This is a genomic window from Nitrosococcus halophilus Nc 4 (genome assembly GCF_000024725.1).
In the GTDB taxonomy this organism is placed as follows: domain Bacteria; phylum Pseudomonadota; class Gammaproteobacteria; order Nitrosococcales; family Nitrosococcaceae; genus Nitrosococcus; species Nitrosococcus halophilus.
The window spans coordinates 3,082,700-3,099,935 of record NC_013960.1 but is presented as its reverse complement, the minus strand read 5'-3'; the positions used below and the strand labels follow the sequence as shown (position 1 = coordinate 3,099,935).

The following is a 17,236-nucleotide window of genomic DNA, read 5'->3' as shown; positions in this document are numbered from 1 at the left end:
GGAAATGCGTGCAGCACGCGAACGCGGCGAAAGCCAATCGGACTGGAAGACTGTCCGAGAGCGTATTGAGGCGGGAATCGAACCCGAGGAAGATGAGGATTCCCCAGAGGGTACGGGGGCAATACGCGAGGCGATCGCTAAGCGCCGGGCTGGACGACCCGCCGGATCGAGCACCAAGGAGCAGGTATCGTTACGCATCGATCGTGACGTACTCGCTGCTTTCCGCGCGACTGGCCCGGGCTGGCAAACCCGCCTCAATGCAGCCTTGAGAGATTGGCTGGAAACACATTCTTCAGCCCCCTAATCCGCCAGAGGCAGCGGCCCCTACCCCAAAATCCGATAGAACTGTCTTTTCGATATCCCATAGCGTGTACAGGGTCCAGAGTACACCCGCCCCGCTAAACCCCAAGCGGGTTGCAAGTAGGAGGATACCAATCGCCTTGTTAAGGCTGGTGATGGGTTGCCGATAGGCTACCCATATATTTTTACTAGGGGCGAAATAGCTCTTGTTTTTGAAGAAAGGTGAGGGCCGCCGGCGCAAATGCGCGGGTAGGAGGAAAATCGACGGCCCTCAAAAGGGAAACGCTTTTTTAATTGTAGAAGGTGGTAAACGCTGAGAGCCCCCTTTTTTTGAGAACTCGTTCACATTTTGGTTGATCGCTCGACGCTATATTGCCCTTTATCACGTCCTTAACGACTTCTTCCGTTCATTGCTTCATCTTGTGGTGGGGGGCCAAGGATACCCGTGCCGCTATATCCCAACGCTGGTTGCAGGCGGATGGTGCCTATAGGCTATAATCTTTGCAAATTTTTAATAAGGTAGCGTTTAAGCTAGGCGTCCACCTCATGGCGTCCCCATATTAAGGCGCTTCTCTCTCGTCGCGACGTCTCGCGGACACTGCGTCGTGATTGTGCCTTGTGCTGGCGGTACGCTCATTCTGATTGCCTGATCCTCCGCCTAGGGTGCCCGCTTAGCTCCTGGCCGTTGGGAATATAAGAAGTGGATATATGCAAGTGTTCAGTGATATTAAGTGATGGCCTGGTAGTGATCTGCGATGGAATAGTCTACGAAGGGAAGCTTTGGCTCGTTCCAAAGTGGGTTAGATATCCGAGCAAACCCGTGGTCATACCCGAGCGAATAATCCGCTTCGATTCGTTCCCGCATCAGAAGACAGAAGGGGGTGATCTGGATTACCAAAATATCCAACTCCCCATATCCAAGCCCGCCCTTCGTGGCAAAATGCCGCCAGGTATCGAATACATCGATCGCCCACAAAACCTTCAGGTTTCAATTCACTTACTATGCCGTAAGCGGTAATACTCGGCTCATGCACCTAGGGCTCAAGTTGCATCTTGCCACTTGCATAAGGAATAAACAACAACACCAAGCCCCCAGGAAAATACAGCTTTAAGTATCTGTTTATAAAATATTTAAATGGTGCCGGATATAGGATTCGAACCTACGACCTTCGCATTACGAATGCGCTGCTCTACCAACTGAGCTAATCCGGCAAAATACTCTAAACCGAATAGGGTACTAAGCCAGTTCGGGCTTAGTATAAAGAAATTTTCCTCTTGCTGTCACGGTGATATTCACCCCCACAACAATCGGGATATCTTAGGACTTACCTCTAAACCACGATGACTTCGGGCCTTTCCTTAAAAAATATAAGGAAAGGCCCGATCTCTTACAGCAAGGGCGCGATGGTCAAACTCACAATAGCCATCACATTGATGAGAATGTTCATAGAAGGTCCTGAGGTATCCTTGAAGGGATCTCCTACAGTATCCCCCACGACACAGGCTTTATGAACATCGGAGCCTTTACCGCCTAGATTTCCTTTCTCCACGTACTTTTTGGCGTTGTCCCAGGCCCCTCCGGCATTAGCCATCGTCAAAGCCAAGAGCACGCAGCCTAAAAGGGCCCCGCCTAGCATCCCCCCTAAGGACTCTGGCCCCAGTCCAAAGCCCACAACAACGGGGGCAAACACTGCAATCACGCCAGGAATGATCATCCGCCTCAAAGCCGCCGTGGTGGCAATATCCACACAGCGGGCCGTATCCGGTTTTCCGGTGCCTTCCAATAGCCCCGGTATCTCCTTAAATTGGCGCCGGATTTCTTTGATCATATCAAAGGCCGCATCGCCTACCGCAGTCATGGTAATGGAGCCAATAAGAAAGGGAATAACCCCCCCAATCAGCAACCCTATCAATACCTGGGGGCTGTTAAGATTGAGCAGAAATTCTGGGTTATTATGGCCCACGGTTTGAACATAGGCGGTGATAATGGTTAAGGCCGCCAGTGCCGCCGCGCCAATGGCAAAGCCCTTTCCAATAGCTGCGGTGGTATTCCCCAGCTCATCCAGGGAGTCGGTAATTTTTCGGGTATCCGGTCCTAGTTCCGCCATTTCTGCAATACCGCCAGCATTATCGGCGACCGGTCCGTAGGCATCAATCGCCATAGTGATCCCCACCGTAGCCAGCATACCTACCGCGGCAATTCCCACGCCATAGAGCCCGGCAATCTCACTGGCAAAAAAGATAATTGCCGCAATGGTCAGCAATGGCACGACAACCGACTGCATACCGACGGACAGGCCCGAGATCATTACCGTAGCAGCGCCAGTCTCACCAGAATCAGCAATTTTACGGATGGGGGCTCCCCCGGTGTAATATTCGGTAATCAATCCAATAATGATTCCGCCCACGGCCCCGGTGATGACGGCGCCCCATACTTGAGTATCCACCCCCACGATGAGAATCACCAAATAAGCAACGAGGATAAACAAAACCGAAGCCCCAATGGTTCCTAGGCGTAAAGCCACATCCGGAGATTTATCAGAGAAACGCCGGACCAGAGCAATCCCCCCAATGGAGCAAAGCAACCCGACCGAGGACAGAGCTAGGGGTAAAAACATCAGCCCCCCTTGATCTCCCCCCAATGACTCAATTTCGACCAAAGTCAAAGTCGCGGCAATGGCGATGGTGGCAATCATGGCGCCGCAGTAGGATTCGAAAATATCGGAACCCATACCGGCCACGTCCCCCACATTATCGCCCACGTTGTCCGCAATCACGCCAGGGTTGCGAGGATCGTCTTCGGGAATTCCCGCCTCGACTTTACCTACCAAATCAGCCCCCACATCGGCGCTCTTGGTATAGATACCCCCGCCCACGCGGGAGAATAAAGCGACCGAGGAAGCCCCTACACCAAACCCGTGAATGGCATGGGCAGTCTCCGGATCGCCCCCGAAGAACAGATAGAGAATACCAAGGCCCAGAAGCCCCATGGAAGCCACCGTAAGCCCCATGACGGAACCGCCAAAGAAGGCGACCGTCAAAGCAGCAGCGGCCCCCTCCTTGTTAGCCGCCACGGTGGTACGGACATTAGCCCGCGTCGCCGCGTACATCCCCGCATAACCCGCCACCGATGAGCTCAGTGCGCCGATCAGAAAGGCAAAAGCTGTGCCTACCCCTAAGTAAATATAAAGCAGCACTAAGACCACCGCGGAAAAAATCCCGAGGGTCATATACTCACGCTTCAGGAACACCATGGCGCCAAGCTGGATTTGCTCGGCAATTTCGGTAACCCGCCCTTCACCAGCAGGCCGTTCCATGATCATCCCATACAAGCGATAAGCGGCATAAAGTCCCAACCCACCCAGTAAAGGCGGAATTAGATATGCAACCGACATTAACTCCTCCCCGAATTTGTACTCGAATTTGACGGCATGTGATTTATTAAGAGGGCGAAATAGATAAGTTTTCTGCCGTCGGCGCATGGTACAGGGCTACCGCTGGGCCTGCAAGCACAAACCAGTGTAGGGTTCGTTAAAATGGCCCTATTCAGAACTTGGGCATTCATTCATGAGCCGTAAAAAAAAATCGATTTCCATTCACGATAGAGAACTTTTCCGAGAGGCGGTGAAAGATGTCTTGCCGTTAAATCAGGATAAGGTGATGCCCTTTCAGCATCGCCTCCCCCCCATACCCCAACAGCGGGAGCGGGACGAAGCCCTCGTGATTCGGGACATGATGTCCGAGACCTTTGAGGCGGCTGAATTGGAAACCGGCGAGGAATTACTCTACCTTCGACCCGGGGTGCCAAAGCGGCTGCTCCGCCAATTACGGCAGGGAAAGTATAGTATTGGCGCCGAACTTGACCTCCATGGCATGAATGTTCCCATGGCCCGCCAGGCCCTCGCTAGTTTCCTAAGAGAGTGCGAGAGAAACGACATTCGTAGCCTCCGCATCATTCACGGCAAAGGGCGGGGCTCCTACCAAAAGGAACCTATTCTTAAGGGGAAAGTGAACGCCTGGCTGCAACAAAAGGACGAAGTGCTGGCCTTTTGCTCAGCCCGATCTACTGATGGGGGCACAGGGGCGATTTATGTTCTCCTCAAACGGCGCCGATAACCCCCTTTTTAATCTACCCACCGGCGAGCATTTCGGAACATTCGCAACCAGGGGCCTTCCTCCCCCCAATCTAAGGGGTGCCAAGAATGCTGAACGCTCAGGAAAACCCGCTCGGGGTGGGGCATCATGATGGTGAAGCGCCCATCCTCGCTGGTCAGGCCGGTAATCCCTCCCGGCGAACCATTGGGATTGGCAGGATAGTGCTCAGTAGGTTGGCCGTAGTTATCAACAAAACGTAACCCTGCAATGCCAGCAGTAAAGGCTTCTTCAGCCGCACCGGTCTCCCCAAAATAAGCTTGCCCCTCCCCATGGGCCACTGCGATAGGAAGACGGGAACCGGCCATTCCTTGCCAGAACAAAGAAGGAGAGTTGAGCACTTCCACCGTCACCAAGCGGGCTTCAAACTGCTCTGATTGGTTACGCAAAAACTTTGGCCATAGGTGAGTTCCAGGAATCAGCTCTCTCAAGTGAGAGAGCATCTGGCAGCCATTACACACCCCCAGGGCGAAACTATCCTGACGGGAAAAAAAGCCGGTAAACTCATCCCGGGCACGGGGGTTCATCAGCACCGTGCTCGCCCAGCCACGCCCTGCTCCAAGGACATCCCCATAGGAAAACCCGCCGCAGGCCACTAAGCCCTTGATCTCAGCCAAGCTCACCCGTCCCGCCAAAATATCGCTCATGTGGACATCCATGGCCGCAAAACCAGCCCGTTCAAAAACCGCAGCCATCTCCACCTGACCATTCACTCCTTGCTCTCTCAAGATCGCCACTGGAGGACGGACCCCGGTGGCAATATAAGGGGCGGCAATGTCTTCCGCAGGGTCAAAGGCCAGGGAGGGATTAATGCCAGGATCGGCCTTATCCAGCAGGACCTCAAATTCCTGTTGAGCACACTCCGGGTTGTCCCTCAATGATTGCAGCCGATAGCTGGTCTCTGACCATAGCCGTTGATAGTAGGTCCGACTTTCCGCCAACAGCTCTTGATCCTGAAACGAGACCCGGATCTGATCCTGACAGTCTAGCCCCCCAAGGACATGGCAATAGCGGCCTAATCCGGCCCCCTGGAAGCAAGCCAAAACTTGTTCCTGATCTTGGCGCCGCACTTGAATCACCGCCCCCAACTCCTCACTAAACAAGGCAGCGAGGGGATCGGCGCCCAGGGCATCTAAATCCACCTGGATTCCGCAATGGCCCGCAAAAGCCATCTCGCAAAGAGTCACCCACAACCCGCCATCGGCACGATCATGATAGGCCAGTAAGAGACCATCCCCATTCAACCCTTGAATCGCCGTGAAGAAACGAACCAAGGCCTCCGGATCATCCAAATCGGGAGGGTGGTGGCCCAACTGCTGATAAACCTGGGCTAAGGCCGTTCCCCCCAGGCGATTTTTGCCTTTTCCCAAGTCGATCAGGATCAAGACGGTCTCCCCCACATCGGTGCGCAGCTGAGGAGTCAAGGAGCGGCGAACATCCAGCACCGGGGCAAAGGCGCTGACGATCAAAGAAAGGGGAGCCGTCATCACCTGTTCTTCGTCCCCTTCCTGCCAGACGGTCTTCATGGACAGGGAGTCCTTCCCTACCGGGATGGCAATCCCCAGCCGGGGACAAAGCTCCATGGCCACGGCCTTGACCGTATCGAACAAAGCCGCATCTTCACCGGGATGACCGCAAGCAGCCATCCAATTCGCCGACAGTTTTACCTCCCCCAGGGATTGAATAGGGGCACTGGCAATATTGGTAATCGCCTCCCCCACCGCCATGCGTCCGGAAGCCACCGGGTGGATGAGCGCCAAGGGGGGACGTTCTCCCATGGCCATGGCCTCACCTTCATAGGAACGATAGCCAGAAAGCGTTACCGCACAGTCGGCCACCGGGACCTGCCACGGACCTACCATTTGGTCACGGGCAACCAGCCCCGTAATAGAGCGATCCCCAATGGTGATCAAAAAATTCTTGCTGGCCACCGCCGGCAAACCCAATACCCGCTCGGCGGCTTGAGGCAGGGTTATGTCTTTACAGTCCAAATCCGGCTTATGAAAAGGCCGATGCTGAACTTCCTTGAGCAGCTTGGGGGGTTTGCCAAAAAGGAGCTCCATGGAGATGTCCACGGGCAGATTATCAAAATAGCCGTCCCCGACGATCAGTTGTCCCTCCTCCGTGGCTTCACCCACCACCGCCCAGGGACAGCGCTCCCGCTCACAGAGGGCTTGGAAGAGTGACAATCCCTGGGGATCAACGGCCAAAACATAGCGTTCCTGGGCCTCATTAGACCAAATCTCCATGGGGGAAAGTCCTGGCTCGTCGCTGGGAATGACCCGCAACTCAAACCGGCCACCGCAGCCGCTATCGTGGACCAGCTCCGGTAGGGCATTAGAAAGTCCCCCCGCCCCCACATCGTGAATAGAAAGGATGGGACTCCCCTCCCCCAAGGCGAGACAACGGTCAATGACCTCTTGGCAGCGCCGCTGCATCTCCGGATTACCCCGCTGCACCGAAGCAAAATCCAGCGCCTCCTCACTCTCCCCCGAGGCCACACTAGAGGCGGCTCCCCCTCCTAAGCCAATGAGCATGGCAGGGCCGCCGATCACCAATAGCGGTGTTCTCGGCGCTAAAAGGGTCTTTTTGACCTGCCCAGGGCGGATATTGCCCAGGCCTCCCGCAATCATGATGGGCTTATGATAGCCCCGCAACTCCCAACCCCTAGGCCCCGGCACCCGGGCTTCATAGGTACGGAAATAGCCGCACAGATTAGGACGCCCAAATTCATTGTTGAAAGCAGCGGCACCAATCGGCCCCTCCACCATGATCTCCAAGGCCGAGGCTATCCGTCCGGGTTTGCCATGATCCTGCTCCCAAGGCTGTTCAAATCCTGGTATCCGCAGGTTAGAGACGCTAAATCCAACCAATCCGGCTTTGGGTTTCCCTCCCCGTCCGGTAGCTCCTTCGTCTCGGATCTCTCCCCCCGCCCCGGTCGCCGCTCCTGGAAAGGGGGAAATGGCCGTAGGATGATTATGAGTCTCCACCTTCATCAACAGGTGGCGCTCTTCCTCCCAATAACCATAACCCGAATCACCACCGACACCGGTCATAAAATGGGCCACCCGAGGACCCGCGGTGACTGCCGCGTTATCCCGATAAGCGGACAAAATGCCCGCCGGGTGACTCTCATAAGTGTGGCGGATCATGGCAAACAGGCTGCGGTCTTGAGCTTTGCCATCGATGATCCAGCTAGCATTGAAGATCTTATGACGGCAATGCTCCGAGTTGGCCTGGGCAAACATCATCAATTCCACATCCGTGGGATTACGGCCCAAAGCCTGGAAGTTCTCTACCAAGTAGTTGATTTCGTCCTCCGCCAAAGCCAGCCCCATTTGGCTATTGGCCAGATCCAGGGCCACCCGCCCTCCACCTAAGATATCCACTGTGGTCAAGGGAGCCGGTTCCTGGTGGTAAAAAAGAGCCTCCGCTTCCTCTAGGCGCTCGAGGGTTTTTTCCGTCATCCGGTCATAAACACAGGGCGCAAGACCCTGGCGCTCAGTGGCTGAAAGAGCACCACCATTGCGCTTGCGGATCCAATAGCCCACGCCGCGTTCCACGCGCTTGATTCTTTTCAGACCACAGAGATGAGCAATATCGGTCGCCTTGCTTGACCAGGGGGAAATGGTGCCGGGACGAGGCACTACCAACAATAAATTGTCTTCGGGCGTCTCCTTGGAGGTGAGATGGTCAGCCTCCAAGAGATGGGCTAAGGAGCGGGATTCTTCCGGGGCAAGGGACTGACTCAAATCCACGAAATAAAAATTATCCGCCTCCACGGAGACCACTTCCGCCACCGCCCCTTGCAATCGGGTAAGCAACCTTTTAAGCCGAAAAGAGGATAAAGCCGACTGGCCACGTAACTGCAACATCTTTACTATACGGTTTCCTTAATTAACAGGCATGATACTTTACCCTCATGAAAGCCACCAGCCATCCCCCATCCTCCCCAGCAGGACTATTCCGTCGCCTAGGAGCCATTTTCTACGACAGCTTATTACTCGTGGCCACCTGGTTTTTACTCACCATCTTTGCCTTGCCCCTCACCGCGGGCCAGGCTATTCCTGCAGGCAACGCTATCTACCGCTTTTATCTTCTACTGATAGCTATAGCCTTTTTTGGAGGCTTCTGGACCCATGGGGGACAAACGCTGGGAATGCGCGCCTGGCGCATCAAGGTCCAACAACCCAATGGCCAAACCGTTACCTGGCGCCAAGCACTGCTTCGCTTCGGATTCGCTATAGTTTCTTGGCTTCCCCTGGGCGCGGGCTTTTGGTGGGCGCTCATCGATAAAGAAGGCAAAACCTGGCATGACCGTTTCTCAGAAACCGAACTCGTCCTGGTGCCAAAAAAAGCTCAGAAACCTCAATAAATCCGGCGCAGCATCACCATACCAAGACCAAAAAACAGGAGTGAGGGAAAAGCCGCCGCTAACCAGGAAGAAAATTCAAAGACCAATCCTAACTGATTAAAAAGCCGATTAAAAAGAAAAAAACCAATGCCCACCAAGGCACCAACTAAGATCCGCTGCCCCATACTGACCGAGCGCAGCGGACCAAAGATAAAGGGAATGGCCAAAAACATCATGATCAAAGTATTGAAAGGGGCAAATACCTTACTCCAAAAGGCCTGTTGGTATTGCTCCGTGGCTTGTTTATTCTCCTCCAAATAGTCGATGTAGCGGTATAACCCCCAAGCAGAAAGCTGCTGGGGGTCCACCATGACCACATCCAACATTTCCGGGCTTAGGCTTGACTCCCAAAGGGCCTCAGGCAATCTGCGGGTGGTAATGCCTTGGCTGCTAATAATCCGCTGGGTAATATCACTCAAATGCCAACCATCCCTATGATAGGTCGCGCCGGCAGCTCGGCTGATGACCCGAAGGCGATGTTGTTCATCAAACTCAAAAATTTCAATGTCTTGGTATTGTCCATTGGGCAATACCCGGCCGATGCGATTAAAATTGTTATTATTGCGGGTCCAGAAACCTCGCTCTGCTTGCTCACTCAAATGCCCCGTTTTAGCCAAGGAACGGAGCGTATTGGCCGCCTGCTTTGCGGGCGGCGCCAGGACTTCCCCCATGAGAATCGTCACCACCACAAAGATCATTCCCGTTGCCAAGGCGGAACGGGTAATACGACCCACGGAAAAACCGGCGGCTCGCATGGCCACCAATTCACTTTGACCGGCCAGGGAGCCCAACCCCAGCACACTCCCTAGCAGGGCAGCCACGGGCAATAAGTCATAGATATATTGAGGGATGGAATAGGCGGTATAACGCAGTGCATCCATTACTCCGTAGTTCCCTTCCCCCACTTCCTCCAGCTCAGTGATAAACTCCACAAAGGTATAAAGGGCAATTAAGACCAGCAGCACCAGCAAGGTATTGCTGATCACCGCTTTCGCCACATAACGGTCTAAAATTTTCATCGCTTCACCCAAGCAAGGAGCCGGCGCAGTTGGTGTAACACCCGCCACAAAGGCTGAGGCCAGAGCAAGACCAGCACCACCAAGAGCATCTGCCCATGGACCCACCATAAACCAAGGGAGGCCGGGATCACTTCATGCTCCACCCAGTTACGGGATATCCCGAGCATGTTGCTATAAATCACATACACCAGGACGGCGGGTACCAACCCTGCATAGCGCCCTTGACGGGGTTCCAATCGGGCCAAGGGGACCGCCAGCATCACTAATAGGAGGGTCGCAATGGGCATGGAAACTCGCCACTGCACTTCTGCAATATCTTTGGGAGCTCCCATCTCCCAAAGGGTCAAGGTGGGAAGGGTTTTATGGCGGATGCGGAATTCTTGCGCCCCCCCCTTTTTCACCAAAATGCCATGGCGCTCAAAGCGAGAGATCCGTATCCCCACGTCATTACCAACCAGGTCATAACGGTAACCTTCCTCCAGTATCAAGTGCTTGTCACCGGTGATCCCATCTGTTTGAAGGCGGCCTCTCGAAGATCGGAAAAGAATTTTCTGGGTGGGCTCTCGCACCTGGATAAAGACATTTCTCATTCCCAGTCGATCTTCCGTTAAGCTCTCGGCATAAAATACCCATTGTCCTCCCTTGGTTTTCTTGAAATTGCCGGCCACCAAACCACTGGTCTCAGCGGCAAGTATGGCCTCTTGCTTGAGACGATAGCCCTCTGCCGAAGCCAAAGGCCCCAGATACAAGGAAATGCAGCCTACACCTATGGCCAATACCAACCCAAAGGCCAACACCACCCGCAACAAATGGCCCCGGCTTATGCCGCAGGCAAATAAGACGACAATTTCACTGTCATTAGCCATCCGGCCCAGCACCAGAATCACCGCCAGGAAGGCGGCTAACGGCAGCAGCAATACCAAAGCCCCTATGGCCTCGTACGTGGAAAGCGCTAAAATGGTCTCCCCTGGGACCTTCCCTTCCGTTGCCTGGCCTAAAAAACGGATGAAGCGAATCCCACCAAAAATAAGCAACAAGACTAAAGTGATTGCCGTCACATTGAGGCTCAATTCCTTGAGAATGTAACGATCAACAATACGAAATTTGAACATCCGTTCCATCATCTATCCGGATAAATTACGAGATCACCACAAAGACACGCAGGATACAAAAAAATCACATTTTAAAGGGTATCGCAAAAACTTGGGGCAGAGCGCTGGCGAGGGGGGCGCCATCTGAGAAAATCAGTGGAACAACCTAGATTCGGTTTTTAGCCGCAAATGCACGCGAATAAACGCTTACAGAGGCGAGTTTTGCCGTACCCAATTCATCCTAAAAGAATTTTCTAACGGCTTCTGAGGCCTTTAGCTCCCTGTCCCTTCATCCCTAGCGGGAGAAGGCTGAGAACCTTCAACTCCCCGTTCCTTCTCCCCTGGCGGGAGAAGGCTAGGATGAGGGGGAAATAGAAAACGTTATCTACAGAACCTACGCAAAAGGCCCGGAGTTGTCATACCTCCGGAGGCGGGTATCCAGTTTTTTCAGGCAGCGACTAGACTCCCACCTACGTAGGAATGACAAACGGCGTAAGTCCAGTTTGTTCAGATGGATATTATCCCTGTGCCCTTGCCACAACCCCAAAAAATGAAAAACTATGCGAGCAATTCCTCGCCACCAGGTTTTTATCAGCTACAGCCACCAGGATAAGGAATGGCTGAGAAAGTTGCGGACCATGTTAAAGCCCTTGATCCGAAAAGGCAAAATATCAGTCTGGGATGATACCCATATCCAACCCAGCCAACAGTGGCGAAATGAAATCAAACAGGCTCTGGCCCAGGCCAAAGTGGCTGTGCTCCTAGTCAGTCCAGATTTTCTCGCCTCTGATTTTATCGCGGAGGAAGAACTGCCTCCCCTATTGGATGCGGCCGAGAAAGAAGGTTTGAAAATCCTCTGGATACCTATCAGAGCGAGTTGGTATGAAGAAACCGAGATTGAGAAATATCAAGCCGCCCACGATCCGGCCAACCCCTTGGCCAGTTTGAATCCGGCCGAACAAGAAATGGCCTTAGTCAAAATTGCTAAAGTCATAAAGGCCGCCTGCGAACCCTCAGCAACAGAGGCGTTGCAGCCCATGGCTCCGCGCCCCTTACCCCAAAAAGCCACCGGCGCCCGGTTGCAATTTTTGAAAGGCTCCTCGGTGTCGCTGACCCGCCTTTTTGCTCGTCCCCAAATCATTTTAGGCCGGCCCAAGCTCACCGCCGACCTTTGGCTGGCCCTGTTTCCCCTGGATGAACCCGACAACCAAACCCGGATGGATAGCTTTAGTGAGACTCATGCTGTGGTGAGTATGAATGCACAGGCTAAGATTCGGGATGACCACTCCAAAGGCGGCACCAAGGTCAATGGCACTACCCTTAAGGGCGGGAAGTGGCAAGCCTTACACAATGGAGATCTCATTAGCTTCTGTCATGAGGCATTACAACTGCGGGTCCGCCTTGAACCTACTCGGTGGTTGAGGCTGGATCGGGTCAATGACAGTCCCCAGGTGGAAAATTATCTATTTCTTCGGGGTACTGGTACTGCAATGATGGGAAACAGTGAAGAGGCCGCTATCAAAGTAAGTGAGACGGATGAAAACCATCTTGCTGAGCTAAGCTACCAGGAAGGGGGTTTTGTAATTGTAGGACAAAACACGCCTGTGACGATTAATGGCCAGTCTATCTCACCGGGAATGAGAGTTGGGCTTCGGCAGGGCGACTTGGTAGAAGTGGGTCCATTGCTATTTGAGTTCCAAATAGGGGCCTATCCGGGAGAGCAAGTAGGCTAATACCAAGTTGGGCATCAATCCATATGCTTCACATGGCAATCACCGGATGATCTAGATGGCGGGTGGCGTACCGAAGACATGCTTGGATATCTTCCGCCTCCAGATCGGGCATTTCATCGAGTATCTGTTGCTGAGACAGCCCTGAAGCCAGGAACTCCAACACATCCGTTACGCGAATCCTCATACCACGAATACACGGCCTGCCCCCGCACTGCTCGGGATCTATAGTAATGCGTTCGGCTATTTCTACCATTTCAGTTTCCTCGTAAAGGGTAAAAGAATAAAACCCGAAGGGTTACATAGCGTTTCCCGAATAAATTAGGACACAAATATCAACCTACCAGGATCTTAACCTCTTAATCTAACTGTATCTCTCCTAATAAGGGAAACGCTATAGGACGCGACCAGGGGGCTTCGCCCCCTGGACCCCCGTAAAGGGTAAAAGCATAAAGAACAAAGGGTTATAAATCCCTGGCAAGACGAAACCCCAGGTCGTTGTTCCGGTAGTCTGGCCAGTCCCCGAATCGGTTAGCTGAACGCACATTGTGCGGGAAGCTGTCCCAGGAACCGCCCCAGAACACCCGAGGGCCGGCATGATTTTTGCTTATACATCGAGTCTCTGCACCAGAATAATTCTCATCATACTCAGAGCACGTCCACTCCCACACGTTGCCTAAGGCATCGTGCAACCCAAAATTATTAGCACGAAAACTCCCCACACGAGCCGTATAAACATAGCCATCTTGACAGTCCATCACCGACCATCCTGAAAATTTCTCTTTTGCCGTCCGATCCGCTGCATTAGCATATTCACACCCTTCACCAGAATTCTCCCCCCAATAGCGCGCCGTAACCGTCCCCGCACGCGCCGCATATTCCCATTCTGCTTCCGTCGGCAGGCGGTACTTTTGTCCTGTCTGCTCCGATAACCACGCCGCATACGCCGTGGCATCATGCCAGCTCACGTTAATTACGGGCCGCCGGCCACGGCCCCAACCTTCATCATCAGGTTTATCCCGCCCTGTCGCTACTGCAAAGCGATCATAGTCTTCAAAGGTAACTTCGTAGCGGCCTATGGCAAAAGGCCGTGTAATCTGGACACTATGCTGCTCTTCACCATCATCTCGACCTGCTTCACTCTCTGGCGAACCCATTAAGAACTCCCCCGCCGGGATGATGACCATCTCCGGACCACGACTGCCGTCCCCCAACCGGTCTTGAAACACCACCGGCTGCTCTAAGGCTTCCGCAGTCTGCCGCTGCAACGCCTCAACCTTGGCTGACGACCAACCATGGATGTTTTGCATCGGCGGCAGTTTGGGTTCGGCAGAGGACCTTGGCGCTTTCTCTTCCCGCTGTTGCCGAGCCGCCGCCATCAACTGTTCATAGGTGGCTTGTGTAAGATCCCCGGTAGGTTCTAATCCCTCGGCTCGCTGCCAGGAACGAATCGCGTCCTCTGTCTTGGGCCCAAAAATTCCATCCACCCCCTGTGGATCATGACCGAGTATATCGAGCGCACGTTGCACCTGTACTCGTTGAGAAGTACTGAGATCAAACTCGGCTTCCACTTTTTGCGGAGAGGGCAGTTCGGGCTTTGACGGCACCTTTGGCTTCGGTTCCTCCCTCTCCCTTGGTGGTGATACAGGAGGGGGACTAGGCGCTTCCGGTTCCCAAAGGTAAAAAACCCCTCCTCCCATCACCAGAAGCACTAACCCAATCAGCCAAGGCCGACCACTGCCCCCAGGAGAATGTTCGGGGGCTTTCTCTGATGGCGATTCAGGAGCGGCTGTCTCTCGAGCTGGCGCTTCCTCCGGCTCTCCGGTTTCTGGGGTGATGGCTTGTGCTGCTTCCAAACGCTGCACCAACTCCCCCGCACTTTCGGGACGATTTTCCTTATGGTAAGCCAATCCCGATTGGAGCACTTCCCAGGCCGCGTCGGTTAATCCTTCCGGCTTACCGGGCATCAAATCCGGCTGGCGCTGCACCGCCGCCTGGGGGTTATAGGGCGGCTCGCCAGTGAGCATCTCATAAGTCAAACAGGCTAGGGCATAAATGTCCCGGCTCTTATCCGGCTCTCCTGCCACAAAAGCTTCCGGGGGCATATATTCTGGGGTGCCGCTAGTATCGGGTTCCTCCACCTTCATTAAGGTGCTAGCCTGATGCAAGCGATAGGCCAGGCCAAAGTCCAATAACTTCACCTGGCCTTCATGGGTGATAAACACATTACCCGGCTTGAGATCCCGGTGCAGAACTCCCTGGGTATGGGCATAATCCAGCCCCTCGGCCAGAGGCTTGAGAAGTTCCCGAGTCCGTTCCCAGGACAACCCTGGCTTTCCGTCCTCTAGCAGCAACCGGTCCAAATCTCGGCCTTCCAAATAGTCCATGACTACGAACAGCCAGCCGTCTTTCCCCTGCCGGCAGCCGCGAACATTGATAATATTGGGATGGGTCAATTGGGAGGCCCGCACCGCTTCCCGCTTGAGCATCTTCAAGGCACGGGCTAAGTCCTGCAATTGGGGATGGATGACTTTTAGCGCCTTATAGCGCTCGCCGCCCTCCAGTTCTTCTTCGACCAGATCGTGGGCTTGCCATACCTGCCCCATGGCCCCTCCGCCAATTTTGCACACCAACCGAAACCGGTGGTCTTCGGGGCCTATCTCCAGCCCGGGCGCCAAGTTCGTCAGTCGGGTAGAAGGGGGCGGGTGATAAACTGGAGTCTCAAAAGGATCAGCAGACTGGCCCTGACCAGCGGATTCCTCCAGGCGCTGCCGTTCCTTTTCATACTCGGCTGGCGTCATCTCGCCCCGTTCCAGGCGCTCTTTTAAGCGCTGATGTTCTTGGTTGAGGGGGTCCATTGTCATCGCCCGGTCTCTGCTCCTACAGAACCCTTATCATAAAATTGAATCCCCAATTCTTGAACTATTGGTCGTCAATCCCTTTAAAATGTCTTACCATCCTGAGCTTTTATTTTGTGAAGACAAAACACCAATGATAATCCCTCTTCAGGAGTCGCTATGAATTACACCGTTGCCAGTGGTACCCCGGAAAAACAACGCACCGGTGCCCTTGTGGTGGGCATCTACGAAGGGGGGAAATTGTCCCCTTCCGCCCAACGAATTGACAAAGCCAGTGAAGGCTATTTGTCTAAACTCATCAAGCAAGGTGATTTTTCCGGCAAAAAAGGACAAACCCTCCTGCTCTTCGCCCTTCCCGGAGTTAAAGCCGAACGAATCTTATTGATGGGGTGTGGCCAGGAAGAGAAACTGGAGGCCAAACATCTGCGCCAGAGTTGGTCGAGCGCTGTTAAGGTATTACAAGAGTGTGGCACTACCGATGCGGTAGTCTGCCTGCTGGATCTTAAACTCAAGGAGGATGAGGATATCGCCCAGCAGGCGCGGCTCCTGGTAGAGACCGCTGAACAGGCCTCCTATCGCTATGATCAAACCAAGAGCAAAAAAGAACCGCCCCCACAGCCCCTTAAGAAGCTCACCTTGCTGCTAGAGCAACGCTCCCAACAGCCGGCGGCAGAACAGGGGACCCACTGGGGCCAAGCCATAGCCAAGGGAGTGAGTCTAGCCCGAGATCTGGGCAACCTGCCTGGAAACGTTTGTACGCCCACCTACTTGGCCGATGAGGCCCGTAAGTTAGCCAAGGAATATAAACCCCTAAAGGTGAAAATCCTGGAACAGGAAGACATGGAAAAATTGGGGATGGGGGCGCTGCTTGCCGTGGCCCGGGGTAGCCGGCAACCACCTAAACTCATCACCCTGGAGTACAAAGGGGCTTCCAACAAACAAAAACCCATCGTCCTAGTAGGAAAAGGATTAACTTTCGACTCAGGAGGTATTTCTATTAAACCTTCTGAGCGCATGGATGAAATGAAATATGACATGTGCGGTGGGGCGGGTGTTCTCGGAACCATGAAAGCTTGCGCCGAGCTGGAATTGCCCCTCAATGTGGTCGCGGTCGTGCCTAGTTCAGAAAATCTCCCCGATGGTGCCGCCAACAAACCTGGAGATGTCATCACCAGCTTATCGGGCCAAACCATTGAGGTCCTGAATACGGACGCGGAAGGTCGTTTGATTCTTTGTGATGCCCTCACCTACAGCAAACGCTACAGTCCGGAAGTGGTCATTGATGTGGCCACGCTGACAGGAGCTTGTGTCATCGCCCTAGGCGCCCAAGCCACTGGCCTGTTGAGTAATGATCAAACCCTGGCGGAGAGCTTGCTTGCCGCCGGACAAACCAGCAATGACCGGGCTTGGCAACTCCCCCTATGGGAAGAGTACCAGCAGCAACTGGACAGCAATTTTGCGGACATGGCCAATATTGGTGGAAGGGAAGCCGGCACCATTACCGGCGCTTGTTTCCTGGCCCGCTTTACGGAAGAGTTTTCCTGGGCCCACTTGGACATTGCCGGCACCGCCTGGCTCAGCGGCAAGGAGAAAGGGGCCACTGGACGCCCCGTGCCCCTCCTTACCCAATACCTGATTCAGCGCGCCGAGGGAGCAGAAAGTTAGAATTCAT

12 protein-coding genes and 1 tRNA gene are annotated in these 17,236 nt (G+C 53.9%); 5 read left to right on the top strand and 8 right to left on the bottom strand.

The window, feature by feature from the left end:
- Nucleotides 1-4: 4 nt before the first annotated feature.
- Complete coding sequence (locus NHAL_RS14645) at nucleotides 5-304, top strand: BrnA antitoxin family protein (protein WP_203434327.1); 300 nt, start codon at nucleotides 5-7, stop codon at nucleotides 302-304.
- 723 nt (nucleotides 305-1,027) lie between these two features.
- On the opposite strand, the gene NHAL_RS14635 is transcribed toward NHAL_RS14645, so the two are convergent.
- The 3 genes from NHAL_RS14635 to NHAL_RS14625 form a co-directional block, all read right to left on the bottom strand.
- On the bottom strand, nucleotides 1,028-1,276 hold the full coding sequence (locus tag NHAL_RS14635) for a hypothetical protein (protein WP_041355029.1): 249 nt from the start codon (nucleotides 1,274-1,276) through the stop codon (nucleotides 1,028-1,030).
- 160 nt (nucleotides 1,277-1,436) lie between these two features.
- Nucleotides 1,437-1,512: transfer RNA gene (locus NHAL_RS14630), tRNA-Thr, on the bottom strand.
- A gap of 176 nt (nucleotides 1,513-1,688) precedes the next feature.
- A complete protein-coding gene (locus NHAL_RS14625; protein ID WP_013033926.1) occupies nucleotides 1,689-3,695 on the bottom strand; it encodes a sodium-translocating pyrophosphatase in 2,007 nt (668 codons plus the stop codon).
- A gap of 172 nt (nucleotides 3,696-3,867) precedes the next feature.
- Between NHAL_RS14625 and NHAL_RS14620 the strand changes: the two genes are divergently transcribed.
- Nucleotides 3,868-4,416, top strand: a complete 549-nt coding sequence (locus tag NHAL_RS14620) for a Smr/MutS family protein (protein WP_013033925.1) — start codon at nucleotides 3,868-3,870, stop codon at nucleotides 4,414-4,416.
- A gap of 8 nt (nucleotides 4,417-4,424) precedes the next feature.
- Here NHAL_RS14620 and purL read toward each other — a convergent pair whose 3' ends face one another.
- A complete protein-coding gene (gene purL / locus NHAL_RS14615; RefSeq protein ID WP_013033924.1) occupies nucleotides 4,425-8,327 on the bottom strand; it encodes a phosphoribosylformylglycinamidine synthase in 3,903 nt (1,300 codons plus the stop codon).
- A 47-nt stretch (nucleotides 8,328-8,374) separates the two neighbouring features.
- On the opposite strand from purL, the gene NHAL_RS14610 reads away from it, so the two are divergent.
- Nucleotides 8,375-8,827 (top strand): RDD family protein, encoded by a 453-nt coding sequence (locus tag NHAL_RS14610; protein WP_013033923.1) that lies wholly within the window; start codon nucleotides 8,375-8,377, stop codon nucleotides 8,825-8,827.
- On the opposite strand, the gene lptG is transcribed toward NHAL_RS14610, so the two are convergent.
- Together lptG and lptF are read right to left on the bottom strand one after the other, a co-directional pair.
- Complete coding sequence (gene lptG, locus NHAL_RS14605) at nucleotides 8,821-9,885, bottom strand: LPS export ABC transporter permease LptG (protein ID WP_013033922.1); 1,065 nt, start codon at nucleotides 9,883-9,885, stop codon at nucleotides 8,821-8,823. The two genes, NHAL_RS14610 and lptG, sit on opposite strands and share 7 nt — an antisense overlap.
- Nucleotides 9,882-10,997 (bottom strand): LPS export ABC transporter permease LptF, encoded by a 1,116-nt coding sequence (gene lptF, locus NHAL_RS14600; RefSeq protein WP_041355819.1) that lies wholly within the window; start codon nucleotides 10,995-10,997, stop codon nucleotides 9,882-9,884. The genes lptG and lptF overlap by 4 nt, the downstream gene beginning before the upstream one ends.
- Nucleotides 10,998-11,536: 539 nt before the next feature.
- On the opposite strand from lptF, the gene NHAL_RS19895 reads away from it, so the two are divergent.
- A complete protein-coding gene (locus tag NHAL_RS19895; RefSeq protein WP_013033920.1) occupies nucleotides 11,537-12,709 on the top strand; it encodes a TIR domain-containing protein in 1,173 nt (390 codons plus the stop codon).
- Between the two features lie 28 nt (nucleotides 12,710-12,737).
- On the opposite strand, the gene NHAL_RS14590 is transcribed toward NHAL_RS19895, so the two are convergent.
- A complete protein-coding gene (locus NHAL_RS14590) occupies nucleotides 12,738-12,962 on the bottom strand; it encodes a DUF433 domain-containing protein (protein WP_013033919.1) in 225 nt (74 codons plus the stop codon).
- A 208-nt stretch (nucleotides 12,963-13,170) separates the two neighbouring features.
- Complete coding sequence (locus NHAL_RS20650; RefSeq protein ID WP_013033918.1) at nucleotides 13,171-15,570, bottom strand: SUMF1/EgtB/PvdO family nonheme iron enzyme; 2,400 nt, start codon at nucleotides 15,568-15,570, stop codon at nucleotides 13,171-13,173.
- Nucleotides 15,571-15,723: 153 nt separating this feature from the next.
- On the opposite strand from NHAL_RS20650, the gene NHAL_RS14580 reads away from it, so the two are divergent.
- Nucleotides 15,724-17,229 carry a leucyl aminopeptidase gene (locus NHAL_RS14580; protein ID WP_013033917.1) on the top strand — a complete coding sequence of 502 codons (1,506 nt, stop codon included), beginning with the start codon at nucleotides 15,724-15,726 and terminating at the stop codon, nucleotides 17,227-17,229.
- Nucleotides 17,230-17,236 lie beyond the last annotated feature (7 nt).

Bases quoted from the DNA above. Each gene is read 5' to 3' on its own strand.
- NHAL_RS14645 (WP_203434327.1), top strand. From the start codon at position 5: ATGCGTGCAGCACGCGAACGCGGCGAAAGCCAATCGGACTGGAAGACT.
- NHAL_RS14625 (WP_013033926.1), bottom strand. From the start codon at position 3,695: ATGTCGGTTGCATATCTAATTCCGCCTTTACTGGGTGGGTTGGGACTT.
- NHAL_RS14620 (WP_013033925.1), top strand. From the start codon at position 3,868: ATGAGCCGTAAAAAAAAATCGATTTCCATTCACGATAGAGAACTTTTC.
- purL (WP_013033924.1), bottom strand. From the start codon at position 8,327: ATGTTGCAGTTACGTGGCCAGTCGGCTTTATCCTCTTTTCGGCTTAAA.
- NHAL_RS14610 (WP_013033923.1), top strand. From the start codon at position 8,375: ATGAAAGCCACCAGCCATCCCCCATCCTCCCCAGCAGGACTATTCCGT.
- lptG (WP_013033922.1), bottom strand. From the start codon at position 9,885: ATGAAAATTTTAGACCGTTATGTGGCGAAAGCGGTGATCAGCAATACC.
- lptF (WP_041355819.1), bottom strand. From the start codon at position 10,997: ATGTTCAAATTTCGTATTGTTGATCGTTACATTCTCAAGGAATTGAGC.
- NHAL_RS19895 (WP_013033920.1), top strand. From the start codon at position 11,537: ATGCGAGCAATTCCTCGCCACCAGGTTTTTATCAGCTACAGCCACCAG.
- NHAL_RS14590 (WP_013033919.1), bottom strand. From the start codon at position 12,962: ATGGTAGAAATAGCCGAACGCATTACTATAGATCCCGAGCAGTGCGGG.
- NHAL_RS20650 (WP_013033918.1), bottom strand. From the start codon at position 15,570: ATGACAATGGACCCCCTCAACCAAGAACATCAGCGCTTAAAAGAGCGC.
- NHAL_RS14580 (WP_013033917.1), top strand. From the start codon at position 15,724: ATGAATTACACCGTTGCCAGTGGTACCCCGGAAAAACAACGCACCGGT.